At 30.4% G+C, this 17273-nt stretch carries 15 protein-coding genes; 13 read left to right on the top strand and 2 right to left on the bottom strand.

Annotated elements, in window-relative coordinates; all coding sequences use genetic code 11:
• Window positions 1-52 precede the first annotated feature (52 nt).
• On the bottom strand, window positions 53-2893 hold the full coding sequence (gene gcvP, locus SHK09_RS08195) for an aminomethyl-transferring glycine dehydrogenase (protein WP_319810277.1): 2841 nt from the start codon (window positions 2891-2893) through the stop codon (window positions 53-55).
• A gap of 187 nt (window positions 2894-3080) precedes the next feature.
• On the opposite strand from gcvP, the gene SHK09_RS08200 reads away from it, so the two are divergent.
• Entirely contained in the window at window positions 3081-3902 is an 822-nt protein-coding gene (locus tag SHK09_RS08200) for a hypothetical protein (RefSeq protein ID WP_319810278.1), read from the top strand.
• A gap of 139 nt (window positions 3903-4041) precedes the next feature.
• Window positions 4042-5934: a phosphoglycerate dehydrogenase gene (gene serA / locus SHK09_RS08205; RefSeq protein WP_319810279.1), complete on the top strand. Its 1893-nt coding sequence runs from the start codon at window positions 4042-4044 to the stop codon at window positions 5932-5934.
• 201 nt (window positions 5935-6135) lie between these two features.
• Here serA and SHK09_RS08210 read toward each other — a convergent pair whose 3' ends face one another.
• Entirely contained in the window at window positions 6136-7323 is a 1188-nt protein-coding gene (locus tag SHK09_RS08210; protein WP_319810280.1) for an SH3 domain-containing C40 family peptidase, read from the bottom strand.
• A 108-nt stretch (window positions 7324-7431) separates the two neighbouring features.
• Between SHK09_RS08210 and kynU the strand changes: the two genes are divergently transcribed.
• The 11 genes from kynU to SHK09_RS08265 all read left to right on the top strand — a co-directional run bounded on the left by kynU (window position 7432) and on the right by SHK09_RS08265 (window position 17168).
• The gene (gene kynU / locus SHK09_RS08215; RefSeq protein WP_319810281.1) at window positions 7432-8691 is read left to right on the top strand and encodes a kynureninase; all 1260 of its coding nucleotides are present in this window, start codon (window positions 7432-7434) and stop codon (window positions 8689-8691) included.
• A gap of 1 nt (window position 8692) precedes the next feature.
• Complete coding sequence (locus SHK09_RS08220; RefSeq protein WP_319810282.1) at window positions 8693-9193, top strand: hypothetical protein; 501 nt, start codon at window positions 8693-8695, stop codon at window positions 9191-9193.
• Window positions 9193-10602, top strand: a complete 1410-nt coding sequence (locus tag SHK09_RS08225; protein WP_319810283.1) for an NAD(P)/FAD-dependent oxidoreductase — start codon at window positions 9193-9195, stop codon at window positions 10600-10602. Before SHK09_RS08220 ends, SHK09_RS08225 begins: the two co-directional genes overlap by 1 nt.
• Before the next feature lie 149 nt (window positions 10603-10751).
• Window positions 10752-11270: a DUF1697 domain-containing protein gene (locus SHK09_RS08230; protein WP_319810284.1), complete on the top strand. Its 519-nt coding sequence runs from the start codon at window positions 10752-10754 to the stop codon at window positions 11268-11270.
• A 1-nt stretch (window position 11271) separates the two neighbouring features.
• The gene (locus SHK09_RS08235) at window positions 11272-12411 is read left to right on the top strand and encodes an FAD-dependent monooxygenase (protein ID WP_319810285.1); all 1140 of its coding nucleotides are present in this window, start codon (window positions 11272-11274) and stop codon (window positions 12409-12411) included.
• A 21-nt stretch (window positions 12412-12432) separates the two neighbouring features.
• Window positions 12433-12837, top strand: coding sequence for a RidA family protein (locus SHK09_RS08240; RefSeq protein ID WP_319810286.1), 405 nt, complete (start codon window positions 12433-12435; stop codon window positions 12835-12837).
• On the top strand, window positions 12838-14280 hold the full coding sequence (locus tag SHK09_RS08245) for an aldehyde dehydrogenase (RefSeq protein ID WP_319810287.1): 1443 nt from the start codon (window positions 12838-12840) through the stop codon (window positions 14278-14280).
• Entirely contained in the window at window positions 14273-14491 is a 219-nt protein-coding gene (locus SHK09_RS08250; RefSeq protein ID WP_319810288.1) for a DUF6500 family protein, read from the top strand. The genes SHK09_RS08245 and SHK09_RS08250 overlap by 8 nt, the downstream gene beginning before the upstream one ends.
• Before the next feature lie 7 nt (window positions 14492-14498).
• On the top strand, window positions 14499-15275 hold the full coding sequence (locus SHK09_RS08255) for an SDR family oxidoreductase (RefSeq protein ID WP_319810289.1): 777 nt from the start codon (window positions 14499-14501) through the stop codon (window positions 15273-15275).
• Between the two features lie 199 nt (window positions 15276-15474).
• Entirely contained in the window at window positions 15475-16008 is a 534-nt protein-coding gene (locus tag SHK09_RS08260) for a 3-hydroxyanthranilate 3,4-dioxygenase (RefSeq protein ID WP_319810290.1), read from the top strand.
• Between the two features lie 77 nt (window positions 16009-16085).
• Window positions 16086-17168, top strand: a complete 1083-nt coding sequence (locus tag SHK09_RS08265; RefSeq protein ID WP_319810291.1) for an amidohydrolase family protein — start codon at window positions 16086-16088, stop codon at window positions 17166-17168.
• Window positions 17169-17273: the final 105 nt, after the last annotated feature.

Below are 17273 nucleotides of genomic sequence, written 5' to 3' on the forward strand. Positions count from 1 at the left end.
AAAACCGTTTCAATTATGAAACGGTTTTTTTTGAAGTAAACAATTATAGGTTTTACATATAATCTTCAATAGGATTACAAGAACAAATTAAGTTTCTATCTCCATAAGCGTCATCTACTCTTCTTACAGTTGGCCAAAATTTATTATCTGCAATATATTCTAAAGGAAAAGCAGCCTGTTTTCTAGTGTATGGTAACGTCCAATCATCAGCCGTTAGCATTTCTTGTGTGTGAGGTGCATTTTTTAAAGGATTATTAGCGTTCTCTTTTGTAGCATTTTTAATTTCTTCACGAATAGAAATCATTGCGTCACAAAAACGATCTAATTCTGCTAAACTTTCAGATTCTGTAGGTTCTATCATCATCGTTCCACCAACCGGAAAAGAAACTGTTGGTGCATGAAAACCATAATCCATTAAACGTTTAGCAATATCTACAACTTCAATTCCATTCTGTTTAAAACCTCTACAGTCAATAATCATTTCGTGTGCTGCACGTCCTTTATCTCCTGTATATAACGTTTCATAATGTCCGTTTAAACGCTCTTTAATATAATTCGCATTTAAGATGGCATTTTTAGTCGAATCTGTTAATCCTTTAGAGCCTAACATTGTTATGTATCCGTATGATATTAAACATGCCAAAGCAGATCCCCAAGGAGCTGCAGAAATAGCTGTAATAGCATTTTCTCCTCCTGTTTTTATAATTGGGTTTGTAGGTAAAAAAGGAACTAATTGTGGTGCAACACAAATAGGACCAACACCAGGACCACCACCACCATGAGGTATTGCAAATGTTTTATGCAAGTTTAAGTGACAAACATCTGCACCAATTGTTGCAGGATTTGTTAAACCAACTTGTGCATTCATATTTGCACCATCCATATAAACTTGTCCGCCGTTATCATGAATAATCTTGGTAATTTCTTGAATTTCCTTTTCATAAACTCCATGAGTTGAAGGATACGTTACCATTAAAGCAGCTAAATTATCTTTATGTAATGTCGCTTTTTCACGTAAATCTTCAACATCTATATTACCATTTTCTGCAGTTTTTGTAACTACAACTTTCATTCCTGCCATAACTGCAGATGCAGGATTTGTACCATGAGCAGAAGCCGGAATTAAACAAATATTTCTGTGAGAATCATTATTAGACAAGTGGTAGGCTCTAATAGTCATTAAACCAGCAAACTCACCTTGTGCACCAGAGTTTGGTTGTAAAGAAGTACCAGCAAAACCTGTAATAATGTTTAACTGATGTTCTAAGTTTCTTAAAACTTCTTGGTATCCTTCTGCTTGATCTAATGGAACAAACGGATGAATATTTCCCCATTGAGGATTACTTAAAGGCAACATCTCTGAAGCTGCATTTAATTTCATTGTACAAGAACCTAAAGAAATCATAGAATGATTTAAAGCTAGATCCTTACGTTCTAGTTTCTTAATATAACGCATCATATCTGTTTCAGATTGATACGTGTTAAAGATTTCATTTTCTAAAAAAGAAGTATTTCTTTTTAAATTTTCTGAAAGTATTTCTGATGTTGTTTCAGGTACGCTTTTAGAATTTATATTAAAAGCTTCTTCAAAACAAGAAATTATTGCAGTTAATGACTTTAAATCTATTGTTTCATTTATAGAAATTGAAACATGACTTGCATCTACGTAATTAAAGTTAATACTTTTTGCTTCTGCAACTAATCTTAACTTTTCAGCTTCAACTTCAACTAAAATAGTATCAAAATATGCAGCATTTAATTGTTTAAAACCTAGTTCTTCAAGAGATGCTGCAAGCAACTTAGTGTTCTGGTGAACATTATTTGCAATATATTTTAAACCTTCTTTACCATGATAAACAGCATACATTCCTGCCATTACAGCTAGTAAAACTTGTGCTGTACAAATGTTAGAGGTTGCTCTTTCTCTTTTAATGTGTTGTTCTCTAGTTTGCAATGCCATTCTTAAGGCACGCTTTCCATTCATGTCTTTAGTAACACCAATAATTCTTCCTGGAATACTTCTTTTGTAAGCCTCTTTAGTCGCAAAATACGCTGCATGAGGACCACCATACCCTAACGGAATACCAAAACGTTGTGTTGTACCTACTACTACAGCTGCTCCAAATTCTCCTGGAGCTTTTAAGTGTACTAATGATAAAATATCTGCTGCAACTGCTATTTTTATATTCTTATCATTCGCTTTTGCAACAAAGCTTTCGTAGTCAAAAATTTGACCAAATTTACCTGGATATTGTAAAATTGCTCCAAAATAATCATCTCCAAAATCAAAGTCTTCATGACTTCCAACTACTAATTCTATACCAATAGGTGTAGAACGAGTTTGTAAAAGAGATAATGTTTGAGGTAAAATTTCATTAGAAACAAAAAACTTGTTAGCACCTGCTTTTTTCTTTGCACGTTCTCTAACATCAAACAACAAAGCCATAGCTTCTGCTGCTGCTGTAGATTCGTCTAATAAAGAAGCGTTTGCTAACTCCATTCCTGTTAAATCACAAATCATTGTTTGGTAATTTAACAATGCTTCTAATCTACCTTGTGCAATTTCTGCTTGGTAAGGTGTGTATGCAGTATACCAACCTGGGTTTTCTAAAATATTACGCTGAATTACACTTGGTACAATTGCTTCATTATATCCTAAACCAATATAACTTTTAAAAACCTTATTTTTTTCAGAAAGTTCTTTTATGTGCGCTAAATATTGATATTCGCTCATAGAATCCTCTAAGTCTAAAGGTTGCTTTAAAAGAATATTATTAGGAACTGTTTCTTCAATTAACTGTTCTAAATTATCAGCTTTAATGGTTGCTAACATTTTTTCTTGTTCCTTTTCATCAGGACCAATATGTCTACGTTGAAACGAATTTGTATTCATTTAGTTTGTTTTGTGATCGATTGGTTTCAATCGATTTAGTGTTGTTTTTACGTGTCTAAAAAAGCGGTATTTTTTGACTGCTCAAAAGTAAGAATTAAATAAATTAATTACTATCTGAAAAGCAATAAAAAGTTGTTAATTATTAACTAAAAACGAATGTTATGAACAGAAATGTTATTTTTGTTTAATGAAGCTTTTAAAACTCTTTTTTAATTTTTACATAAATACGAGTATTCATGTAGGTTTGGCTGTTTATGCGTTTGGAAAAATAACAGAACAATATTTAGGACTTACTTCAAATAATAATTTAGATTTCTTTATTTTCTTTGGTACAATTACAGGATATAATTTTGTAAAATATGCAGGGGTAGCAAAATTGCACCATAGAAGTCTTACTAATAATTTAAAAGTAATTCAAATATTTTCTTTCTTTTGCTTTTTGGCAATGTGTTATTTTGGTTTTAAAATTCCGCTAACAACATTGGTTTACATTGTTCCGTTTACAATACTTACTTTTCTATACGCAGTACCTTTCTTAAGTGGTTTTCATAAAACTTTACGTCAGGTTAGTTTTTTAAAAATAATAGTAGTTGCTATTGTTTGGGCTGGTTTTACAGTATTAATTCCTGCAGTAGATGCTGGTAAAGAATTCTCGTTTTCTGTTTTTTTATTAATGTTACAGCGTTTTTTAATTGTGGTTGTTTTAATATTACCTTTCGATATAAGAGATGTACAGTATGATGCAATTTCTCTACAAACAATTCCAAAGAAAATAGGTGTAGAAAAGACTAAAAGATTAGGTTTAGCAATAATGGTTCTTACCTTGTTATTAGAATATGCCATTAATGCAAGTGGTATTTCTAAGAATACATTTATGATTTTCTTTTTTTTAGTGCTGGTTTTCTTGATGCGATCTAAAATGAATCAATCTAAATACTACAGCTCATTTTGGGTAGAATCTTTACCCATAATTTGGTGGTTACTTCTTTTAGGATTCCGTAATTTATAGAGGTTTTATAGGTGTTTTTTATCAACTTGAAGATTATTGTTGTTAATTACAAGGGATATCATAAAACTTTAAATTCACTTTTTAATAACCTACTATATTTGTAGATTTACAGAGAATAAATCAACTAAGGTTTTAAAAAATGAGTACCACTAAAAGAAATTATATTTTCGATTTTGACAGTACATTAACTAAAGTAGAAGCTTTAGATGTTTTGGCGGAAATAACGTTGACAAACAACCCTAAAAAAGAAGCTATAATTCAAGAAATTATAGACATTACCAATTTAGGAATTGATGGTGAAATCTCTTTCACAGAGTCTTTAGAAAGAAGAATTAAGTTATTAAAAGCTAACAAAGCAGACTTAACAGACTTAGTAGTAGCTTTAAAAAAGCAAGTTTCTAAATCTATAGAAAGCAATAAAGAGTTTTTTGAGGATTTTGCAGACGATATTTACGTTATTTCCTGTGGCTTTAAAGAATTTATAGATCCTATTGTAAAAGAATACAATATACCTTCTAGCAGAGTGTATGCAAATACATTTGAATTTGCAGAAGATGGCGAAATAATTGGTTTCGATGCAGGCAACCCTTTGTCGAAACACAATGGTAAAATTCAATGTTTAAAAGACATGAATTTAGAAGGAGAAATACAAGTTATAGGAGATGGTTATAGCGATTATGTAACTCGAGAAGCAGGTATAGCAGACAAGTTTTTTGCTTACACAGAAAATGTTTCAAGAATAAAAACAACAGAAAACGCAGACCATATTGCACCTAATTTAGATGAATTTTTATACGTAAACGATTTGCCAAGAAATATATCATACCCAAAGAACAGAATTAAAATTTTATTATTAGAAAACGTACATCCAGATGCTTTTAAAAAGTTATCTAAAGATGGTTTTTCTGTAGAAACAGTTTCTAAAAGTTTGTCTGAAGATGAATTAATAGAAAAAATTAAAGATGTACACGTTTTAGGAATTCGTTCTAAAACAAACGTAACCAAAAGAGTGGTAGAAGCTGCCGAAAAGTTAATGGTTGTAAGTGCATTTTGTATTGGTACAAAACAAATAGACTTAGAAGCTTGTAAAGAAAGCGGCGTAGTTGTTTTTAATGCACCATATAGTAATACACGTTCTGTTGTAGAATTAGCAATCGGAGAAATTATTATGCTAATGCGTAGTGTTTTTCAAAGAAGTACAGAAATTCATAATGGCGAATGGAATAAAACAGCAGAAGGTTCTAGAGAAGTTCGTGGTAAAAAACTAGGAATTGTAGGTTACGGTAATATTGGTAAGCAATTATCTGTTTTAGCAGAAGCTTTAGGTATGCACGTGCATTATTATGATGTTGAAGATAAGTTGTCATTAGGTAATGCAACGAAAATGGATACATTAAAAGAATTGTTAGAAATATCAGACGTAGTTACTATGCACGTTGATGATAATTCTGCAAATAAGAATTTCTTTGGAGAGACAGAAATATCTCAAATGAAAGATGGCGCACATTTAGTAAACTTATCTAGAGGTTTTGTGGTTGATATTCCTGCCTTAGTAGCAGCTTTAAAAAGCGGAAAATTAGCAGGTGCTGCAGTAGATGTATACCCAGAAGAACCAAGAAAAAACGGAGAATTTTATACAGAATTAAAAGGATTGCCAAATGTAATTTTAACACCACATGTTGGTGGTAGTACAGAAGAAGCACAAAGAGATATTGCAGATTTTGTACCAAGCAAAATTATGGCATACATAAATTCTGGAAACACCGTAGACGCAGTTAATTTTCCAAATATTCGTTTGCCAAGACAAACAAAAGCACACCGTTTTTTACATATTCATAAAAACGTGCCAGGAGTTATGGCTAAAATAAATAAAGTTTTAGCAGAATATAACTTAAATATAACAGGGCAATATTTATCTACAGATCCTAAAGTAGGTTATGTAATTACAGACTTAGACAAAGAATATAACACAGAAGTTATAGAAGAATTAAGAAAAATAGAAGGAACCATAAAGTTTAGGGTTTTATATTAATCTATTTTCTAAATAATAAAAACACCCTTTAGGTTTGTAATCTAAAGGGTGTTTTTTTTTTGAAGCTATTTCCTGCTTTCACTACTCGCTTTTTTTAGCCTAAAAAGACATAAAAAAGAGCTCAAACAGACCGTTCAATCAGGGCTAGAATTATTTATTATCTAAAGTTCTTATTAGTTATTTAGTAATTAGTTTAAATAATTACATTTTTATTTTTTCCTTTAAGTCTATTATATCCTTATCCTTTACGTTTAAATAACGCTTACTACCTAAATATCTGTTTTTATTAAACTCATCATAGTTTGGTTGTACAGTATCCATAGAACTCATATGAACGTTGCCAGAAGCATGAATAAATTCCATTTTATTATTCCCTAACCAAATACCAACATGCACAACACGTTGCTTCTTCGTTTTTGTAGCTTTTGTACCAAAGAATAATAAATCTCCTTTTTCTAAACCATTAAAAGTTAAATCTGCATCTACAATTTTACCAGCATTTATTTGCTGAGAAGCATCTCTAGGAATAATAAAACCGTTCATTAGATACACCATTTTGGTAAAGCCACTACAATCTATTCCTTTAGAAGAAGTTCCGCCCCACAAATAAGGAAAGCCCTCTAATCTTTTAGCTACCGTTTCTATATTTTCTTTAGAAGGTTGTAGCTCTTTTAACCAGTTTTCATAGACAACTGTTTCGTTTTTTTTAATAAAACCGGTTCTATTATCGGGGTATTTTACTTCATAAAAATTAGCATCTTCAGATAAGTATTTTAAAAGTCCACCTAAAGTAATATCAGAAATAATAGCTGCATTTTTATTTTTAGAAGCATAAACATAACCAAAAGCTTCTGTAAAAATCACTTTTTTAGAAGCATTCCAAGTATCAAATTCACCTTCATTCATTTTATGAATACCACCTTTATCAACCCAAGAAATATAATTATCTGGAGTTTGAATTCTATAGAAATCGCCTTCTTTATCTAATATTTTTAAAGACATTCCTAACAAACCTTGTGTACCTAATTCTGCAGAATGTTTTGGTGCAGAACGAATATTAATTACAGAATTTCTGGCAACAGCAAACATTTTATTACCAACAACGGTATCTGGTAAAATTCTAATATTGTTTATAATAGAAACGTCTAAAGATTTTAAACTATCTAATAATTTAGAATATGCTTCTTTAGAGTCTGTCATACCCGATGCAATAATTTTACCATCAGAATTATCAAAATTTATATCAAAAATTGCAACTCTTTTATCTGGTGCATATTGTGTTTTTATACTTTTACTTACGCCTTCTAAACCGGTAACTAAAAGAGAGTTATTGCTACAAGAAGCAAACACTAAAAGAGCAAGTGAGTATATAAAATTTTGGAACTTCATTCTTTAGATTTTCAATATTGATAAAAAATAAAGGTAGTAATTTATTAAGATAAATTTAATTCTAAATTTAGATTGTTTTATATTTGAAGACACTCATTTTTTTAGTTGATGAAATATCAGAATAATTTAGCATTTGCGAAGCAGCAAGATAAAGAAGATACACTTTCTTCATTACGAAATCGATTTCATATTCCTAAAGATAAAAACGGTAATAACTGGCTTTATTTTACAGGAAATTCACTCGGTTTACAGCCAAAATCTACCAAAGAATATATCAATCAAGAGTTAGAAGATTGGGCAAATTTAGGTGTCGAAGGGCATTTCGAAGCAAAAAATCCGTGGTTAAATTACCATGAATTATTAACAGATAAAATGGCAAAAGTAGTTGGCGCAAAACCAGTTGAGGTAGTTGTAATGAATACACTTACAACCAACCTTCATTTGTTAATGGTTTCCTTTTACAGGCCAACTAAATTAAAATATAAAATTGTTATAGAATCAGATGCTTTTCCATCAGATAGATATGCTGTACAATCTCAGTTAGAATTTCATGGTTTCTCAAAAGAAGATGTTATCGAATGGAAACCAAGAAAAGGAGAAGAATTATTAAATATAGCAGATTTAGAAACTATAGTTGAAGAACAAGGAGATGAAATAGCGTTGCTATTAATTGGTGGTGTAAACTATTATACGGGTCAGTTTTTAGATTTAAAAAGAATTGCAGAAATTGGGCATTCAAAAGATTGTATTGTAGGAATAGATTTAGCACATGGAGCAGGAAATATCTCTCCAGATTTACACAATTCTGGTGTAGATTTTGCAGCTTGGTGTACTTATAAATATTTAAATTCTGGTCCTGGAAGTTTAGCAGGTTTATTTGTACACGAAAAACATGCTAAAAATAAAGATTTACCACGTTTTGCCGGTTGGTGGAATCATAATAAAGCTACACGTTTTAATATGAGACAACCTTTCGATGTTATGGAAGGTGCAGAAGGTTGGCAATTATCGAATCCGCCAATATTATCTATGGCAGCTATAAAAGCATCTTTAGATTTATTTGATGAAGTTGGTATGGACGCATTAAGAGAAAAATCAGAAAAATTAACAGGTTATTTCGAGTTTTTAATAAATGAAATTAATTCTGATGATATTAAAATAATAACGCCTTCAAGTCCAAAAGAAAGAGGTTGTCAATTATCTATACAAGTTAAAAATGCAGATAAAAGTTTGCATAAAAAATTAACAGAAAATAATATTATTACAGATTGGAGAGAGCCAGATGTTATACGTTGTGCACCAACATCAATGTATAATTCTTTTGAAGATGTTTTTAGAATGGTGTCAATATTAAAGGGATTACTATAATATGAATGTAATATTTCACATTGTAACAGGTGTCACTATTTTCTCAGTTGTTTCCAAAAGAGAGACAATAGAAAATCAAACTAGTTTACCAGTATATTTTTTTAGTTTCGTTCTTGGAGTTATATCACACGGTATTTTAGATTATATACCACACTGTTATCCATTAAATTCTAAAGTTGATGTAATTTTAGGTTTGTTTATGATGCTGTTTTTAATTTATGCTGTAAAAATGCACTCTAAATTGTTAATACTTGTAGTTTTATTAGGATGTATTTTTCCTGATATTATTGATTTGTCACCAGGAATTTTAAATTCAATTTTCAATATTAATTTACCAATTTTTGATAATATTTTTCCTTGGCATTTTCATGAGTATTCTGGTTCTATTTATATTGATGAATGTTCAGTGTCAAATATGAATCATTTATTAACATTGATTTTTTGTACAATAATTATTTATTTAAATAGAATGAATATTCTAAAGAATTTTAAAACAAAATAATGAATAAAAAAGATAAAATATTAATTATTGGTGCAGGTTTATGCGGAAGTTTATTAGCATTAAGACTAGCACAAAGAGGTTTTAAAGTAGCGGTTTTTGAAAGCAGACCAGATTTAAGAACAGTAGATATTTCTGCAGGAAGATCTATAAATTTAGCATTATCAGACAGAGGCTTAAAAGCATTACGTTTATGCGGAATGGAAGAAAAAGCCAGAGAAATATGTATACCAATGTATGGTAGGCTAATGCACGACAGAGAAGGAAATACCTTTTCCTCTAATTATTCTGGAAGAGAAAATGAATACATAAACTCTATTTCTAGAGGAGATTTAAATGCAATTTTACTAGATGAAGCAGAGAAACATGAAAATGTACAAATTCATTTTAATAAAAAATGTAAAAATGTAGATATAGAAAACAACATTGCACATTTTAAAGATTACAAAACTAAAGAAGAATTTTCTGTAGAAGCAGCAGTTATTTTTGGCGCAGATGGTGCAGGTTCATCTTTAAGAAAAAGTTATCTATCAGAACGTAAATTTTTATTTAGTTACTCTCAAAATTATCTAAATCATGGCTACAAAGAATTAGAAATTCCTGCAGACAAATTAGGAAATCACCAAATAAGTAAAGCACATTTACACATTTGGCCTCGTGGAGATTTTATGCTAATTGCATTACCAAATATGGATGGAAGTTTTACCGTAACCTTATTCTTAAGTTATGACGAAGGTGAATTTAACTTTGAAAACTTAACATCCGAAGAAAAAATTACCCAGTTTTTCGAAAAAGAATTTCCAGATGCTTTGGCACTAATACCTAATATTAAACAAGAGTTTATAAACAACCCAACTGGTCCTTTAGGAACTATAAAATGTTCGCCTTGGAGTTATGAGGACAAAACACTTTTAATAGGCGATTCAAGTCACGCAATTGTGCCGTTTTACGGACAAGGAATGAACGCCTCTTTTGAAGATGTTTTTGTGTTAGATGAAATTTTAAATCAAGATTTGGGTGATTGGAAAACAATTTTTAAAACCTATCAAAAAACTAGAAAACAAGACACAGACGCTATTGCAGACTTAGCGATAGATAATTTTCATGAGATGAAAGACCATGTTGCAAATCCGCTTTTTAAAGAAAAAAGAAAAATAGAAATGGATTTGGAGAAAACATTTCCAACACAATATTCTTCTAAATATTCTTTAGTAACATTTAATGAAAACATAGGTTATAATGAAGCCATGAAAAGAGGTAGAGCGCAAGATAAAGCCCTATTAAATCTAATTTCAGATGATACAATTCATACACATTTAGACATGACAAAAGAAGAATTAAAAGTTATTCTAGAGAAAGTTATAATAGAAACAAATACTATTTTAGAAGAAGATAAAATTGCAGGAATGTAATTTTTTTAGAAGCTATTCCTGCTTTTCGCACTCGCTTTTTTTATTCAGAAAAAGAATAAAAAAGAGCTCAAACAAATGCTGCAATCAGGGCTAAACAAATACATAAAAGCTATTAATTAGAAGAAATAAATAGCATGTTTATAAAGTAAATGAAAAAATATATAGTTTTATTAAGAGGAATAAATGTGTCTGGAAAAAATAAACTTCCAATGGCAGAACTACGTACTTTATTAAACGATTTAGGTTTTAAAAACGTACAAACTTATATTCAGAGTGGTAACATTATTTTAGAATCTGATGAAGGTAAATCTGTGATTTGTAATAAAATTAAAGACGGAATTCAAACTAAATTTAGTTATGATATTCCTGTAATTGCAAGAACAATTCCGCAATTTAAAAAAGCAATTGCTAGCTATCCTTTTCCTACAGAAAACACTAAAATAGCTGCATTTGTTTTCTTAAGTAAAAAAGTATATGAAACAAAAATTGATATAAATAATATTGATAACGATCAATATCTAATCGATAATGATATGATTTATATTTATTGTGAAACTGGTTTTGCTAAAACAAAACTTTCTAATAATTTATTTGAAAGAAAGCTAAACGTGAGAGCAACAATTAGAAATTATAATACAGCATTACAGTTATTAGAATTATCTAAATAATATGATTTATACAATTATTGGCGCAGGAATAGGAGGTCTTTCAACAGCACTAGCTTTTGAGAAAAAAGGAATTCCGTATCAAATTTTTGAAAAAGCACCACAATTAAATGAAGTTGGAGCAGGAATTTGGTTAGCACCAAATGCATTGCAAGTTTTAGATAGTTTAGCTGTTTTAGAAGAGGTAAAAGAAAGCGGTAATGCAATAGATAGAATTACAATAGGAAAACCAGATTTATCTCCCTTGTCAGATATTTATCAAGATATATTTAAAGAGAAATACGGTTTTACTACAGTTTCTATTCATAGGGCTGCGCTTCAAAAAATATTATTTAATAAAATTCCGAAAGAGAAAATATTTTTAGACAAAGGTTTTCAATCTTTTAAAGAATTAAATTCAGGAAAAATAGAGATAAGCTTTCACGATAATTCTATAACAGAAACAGATTTTTTAATAGGTGCAGATGGTATTAATTCTAAAGTTAGAAATCAACTTTTTTCAGATAGTAGCAGAAGATATTCTGGGCAAACTTGCTGGCGTGGAGTTGTAGATTTAAAGTTAGATAAGAAATACGCTCACAGAGGCTTTGAGTTATGGGGAAATCAAATTCGATTTGGCATTTCTGAAGTAGCAAAAGATAAGGTTTATTGGTTTGCTGTGGTTTTAGCCGAAGAAAATAGTACAGAAGATACGAGTTTAGTAAAAGAAAAATTACTGAATTTATTTTCTGACTTTGATCCATTAATATTAAAGTTAATTTCTGAAACACCAATAGAGCAAATTTTAAAAAATGATATTAACGATTTAAAACCTTTAACTTATTGGTATAAAGGAAATATCTGTTTAATAGGTGATGCTGCTCATGCTACAACACCAAATATGGGACAAGGAGGAGCGCAGGCAATAGAAGATGCTTATTATTTAAGTAATTTAATTAAAGAAAATACAGGTAAAAATGTATTTAAGTTATTTCAAGAAAGTAGAAAAAAGAAAGTAAATACAGTTGTTAATCAATCTTGGAGCACAGGTAAAATGGCACATTGGAAATACGGAAAAAGGTTTCGGAATTTTGTGTTAAAAAGTATGCCCAAAAAAATAGTAGAAAAAAAGATGTTTGAAATGTATCACATAGATAAATTTTAAAATTAATTTTAAATAAAATAGATGTCAGAAAAAAAAGTAACACCAAGAGGTGCATATCCACATGTAAAAGTTGTGGGCGATTTTATTTTTGTTTCAGGAACAAGTTCTAGAAGAGCAGATAATACTATAGCAGGAGTAGATATTATTGATGAAATGGGAACTAAGTATCTAAATGCAGAAACGCAAACAAGAGAAGTTTTAAAAAATATAGATAAAAATTTACAAACTGTTGGTGCAAGTATAAAAGATGTGGTAGATGTTTCTACATTTTTAGTAAATATGAATGATTTTGCAGGCTATAATAAAGCTTATGCAACATTTTTTGATAAAGAAACAGGGCCAACAAGAACAACCGTTGCTGTGCATCAATTACCACATCCAGATTTGGTGGTTGAGATTAAAGTAACGGCTTTTAAAAAGCGTTAAATGAAAATACAAAACTACATCAACGGAGAATTCTTGCCTCCCATTGCTAATGGGTGGATTGATAACTACAATCCAGCAATAGGAGAAGTGTATGGGCAAATACCAAACTCAACCAAAGAAGATGTAGAAAAAGCTTATGAAGCTGCAGAAAATGCCTTTGCTAGTTGGTCTAATACTACATTAGCAACAAGAAGTAAAATCTTATCTAAAATTGCAGAATTAATAAAAGAAAAATTACCGCTTTTAGCAGCAGCAGAATCTAAAGATAACGGAAAACCAATTAGTTTAGCAAAAACTATAGATATTCCTAGAGCTGCAGCAAATTTTCAGTTTTATGCAAATGCAATTACTCAGTTTTCATCGGAAGCACATGAAAGTATTGGTCTAAACGCGGTTAATTTTACATTAAGACAGCCTATTGGAGTTGTAGCTTGTATCTCTCCATGGAATTTACCTTTGTATTTATTTACGTGGAAAATTGCACCAGCAATTGCGTCTGGAAATTGTGTGGTAGCAAAACCAAGTGAAATTACACCAATGACAGCTTTTTTATTAGCAGAAATTTGTAATGAAGCAGGCTTACCAAAAGGTGTTTTAAATATTGTTCATGGGTTAGGTACAACTACTGGGCAAGCAATTGTAGAACACCCAAATATAAAAGCAATTTCATTTACTGGAGGTACAAAAACAGGTGCTCATATTGCTAGTGTTGCAGCACCAATGTTTAAGAAATTATCATTAGAGTTAGGTGGGAAGAACCCTAATATTATTTTTGCAGATTGTGATTATGAAAAAATGTTAGCAACAACAGTTCGTTCTTCTTTTGCAAATCAAGGTCAGATTTGTTTATGTGGAAGTCGAATTCTAGTGGAAGAAAAGATCTATGAGAAATTTAAGAAAGATTTTATTAAAAAAGTATCTGAATTAAAAATAGGAAATCCGTCTGAAGAAAACATACATATTGGAGCTTTGGTTTCTAAAGAACATTTAGAAAAAGTAAAAAGCTATATTGATATTGCAGAAGATGAAGGAGGTAAAGTTCTTTTTGGAGGAAATAAAGTAACTATAATAGATTGTGAAAATGGGTATTATTTACAACCAACAATAATAGAAGTAAAGAGTAATAAATGTAGATTAAATCAGGAAGAGATTTTTGGACCTGTTGTAACGATTATGCCTTTTAAAATAGATGAAGAAGCGTTGCAATTAGCCAATGATGTAAAATATGGATTGTCTTCTACTTTATGGACGAATAATTTAAAGAGAACCATGCAGTTTTCTAAACAATTACATACAGGAATTGTTTGGGTAAATACTTGGATGTTACGTGATTTAAGAACTCCTTTTGGTGGGCAAAAAGCTAGTGGAATAGGACGAGAAGGTGGTTTTGAAGCATTGCGTTTCTTTACCGAACCTAAGAATATATGCATACAATATGAATAAAGAAATTAGAACAAAAATTATAGAAGTTTGTGATGCTAAAATTGCTAAAAAAGGAGAAAATGTTGGTTTGTCTTTTTATGCATTTTTTAAAAATAAAAATGACAACCCAAAGTTGTTAATGGAAGTTGCGAAATGGTGGATAGAAACACATGAGTTAGATCATTTTGTAAAAGCAATAAAGATTAAACAAATGATTATTGATACTAAATAAGTAAGAAATGAACTTAAATATACAAAACAAGAATGCAATTGTTTGTGGAAGTACACAAGGAATAGGAAAAGCCTCTGCAATTGCATTAGCAAACGAAGGTGTAAATGTTACCTTAATAGCTAGAAATGAAGAAAAGTTAAAAGCTGTTTTAGCTGTGTTGCCTAATAACAAACAGAATCATAATTATTTGGTGGCAGATTTTTCTAAACCAGAAGATTTGAAAAAGGTTTTAGAAACTACAGATTTAAAGTTTCATATTTTAGTAAATAATACGGGTGGGCCAAAAGGAGGAGAATTATTATCTGCTACCTCTGTAGATTTAATAAATGCATTTCAAATGCATATTGTTTGCAATCAGATTTTGGTACAAGCAGTTGTTCCGTTTATGAAAAAAGAAAAATTTGGAAGAATTATTAATGTAATTTCTACGTCTGTAAAAGAACCAATTCCTGGTTTAGGTGTTTCTAATACCATAAGAAATGCTGTTGGTAATTGGGCAAAAACATTAGCGTCTGAGTTAGGTTCGTTTAAAATTACGGTAAATAACGTGTTGCCTGGTTTTACAGATACTTCTCGTTTAGATGAAATTGTTAAAATAAAAGCGAAAAAAGAAAATACAACAGAAGCTGAAATGGTTGCAATTATGAAGAGTTATGTACCCGCAAAACGTTTTGCAAAACCAGAAGAAACAGCTGCTGCAATTACTTTTTTAGCAAGTGAACAAGCAAGTTATATAAATGGTGTTAATCTTCCTGTAGATGGTGGAAGAACGAAAAGTTTATAGATGTAACAGATTTTGCGTTAGGGATTGAAACGGCATCCTTTTTACTTTTTTGTAAAAAGATATAGTGAAAAGCCCGACCTTTAGGGAACGCACAAATATTTATAAGAATTAAGAATCAAGATTTTTAAAACGAAGACATTTTAGACTAACTTTATAATGTCTAGATTTTTGTTTATAAACGTCTAAATATCTAAATAATATGAGCAATTTAGTACAGCCTTTAAATTTTAAAAAGTGGATTGATGAACATCGTCATTTATTGAAACCGCCAGTTGGGAACAAGCAGGTTTGGGATAATGGTGAATATATTGTAATGGTTGTTGGTGGGCCAAATAACAGAAAAGATTATCATTATAATGAAACTCCAGAATTTTTCTATCAGTTAGAAGGAGACATGATTTTGAAGATTATTGATGATAAAGGCAAAATGATTGATGTGGAAATTAATGAAGGTGATATTTATTTGTTGCCAGCAAAAGTGCCACATTCGCCACAAAGAAAAGAAAATACGGTTGGTTTAGTGATTGAATATCCGCGTAGAAAGAAAATGAAGGATGCTTTGCAATGGTATTGTGAAAATTGTGAAAATTTACTGTACAAAAAGAAATTTAAGTTGGAAAATATTGAAACAGATATGCCAATAATTTTCGATAAATTTTATTCTGATTTAGAGAAATGTACGTGCGACAATTGTGGAACTGTGATGGAAGCTCCTAAAAAAGTTACTACTTAATAGCACTAATTATTAGTGCTGTATTTAAATTATAATTGTTGCTTTAATCTTTTAGTTTTAAATCTTTTAATAAAAATATGAAACGCAAATTACGTATAAACGGACATTCACATTTATTGCCTTACCCAGAAGAAATTCCTCAGTTTATGAAGGACAAAGAAATTTTTTGGGTAGATGATGAACGTAAACACATGTTACAAAAAGGGTGGAAACGTCCGGTAACAGATTCTAGTTTTTTCTTAGATGAGAAATTATTGTGGATGGAGAAAAATAAGTTAGACCATGCAGTGGTTTTAAACCTTTCTCAATTATATGGTAATGGTTTGCGTTTAGAAGAAATGAAGAAAGCGTTGCGTTTTCAGAATGATTTTAATGCAAAAGTACAAAGAGAACATCCGTCTAAATTTACGTGTGGTTTTGTGGTACATCCTGGTTTTATTTATGGTGCTTTAGATGAAATGAAACGCTGCGTAGAAGAATTAGGTTTAAAAGTTTTGTGTTTGCCAACGCATTTTATGGATTCTATTGGGCAATGGCGTTGTGTTTTTGATGAAGAAAATGATCGAATTTTTGAGTTAGCAGATAAATATAAATTAGCTATTGAAATTCACCCGTATGACGGAGATAAAATGATAAAATTAGAAAATACCAATTGGCGTTTTCATTTAATTTGGATGTTGGCACAATGCGGAGATGCGTATCATTTTTATACGTTAAACGGAATGCAAGAGCGTTTTAAAAATATTAGAACATGTTTTGCTCATGGAGGTCAATTGGCACAAATGAACTTAGGAAGAAGGATACAAGGTTTTGATGGAAGACCAGATTTGTTTGAAGGGAAAACGCATCCTAGAAAAGCGGTTGGTCATAAAAATATCTTTTTTGATACTTTGGTTCATGATACAGATTCTTTAAAATTAATGTTTAAAAGGCAAGGTGTAAGTCAGGTTTTAATGGGTTTAGATGATCCGTATCCTTTAGGAGAAATGGAAAGTGATAAACAATCTTCTTATCCTGGTAAAATTTTAGATTTAGCAATTGATGAGAAAATTATTACGGAAACAGAAAAAGGACAAATTTGGGAAGATAATGTCTTGCAGTGGTTGTTTGGCGATGATGAGGTTGCTAAGCAAGAATTGATAACTAAAATTTTAGGATAATAATTGTTATCTTAACGATACTAGAAATCTCATAAGTTTAGTTTATGAGATTTCTGTTTATTAGTTGCGCTTAATTATTTTAAATTTAGCAGCGTTTAAAAATGA

The organism is Polaribacter sp. PL03, assembly GCF_033875165.1.
Taxonomy (GTDB): Bacteria; Bacteroidota; Bacteroidia; order Flavobacteriales; family Flavobacteriaceae; genus Polaribacter.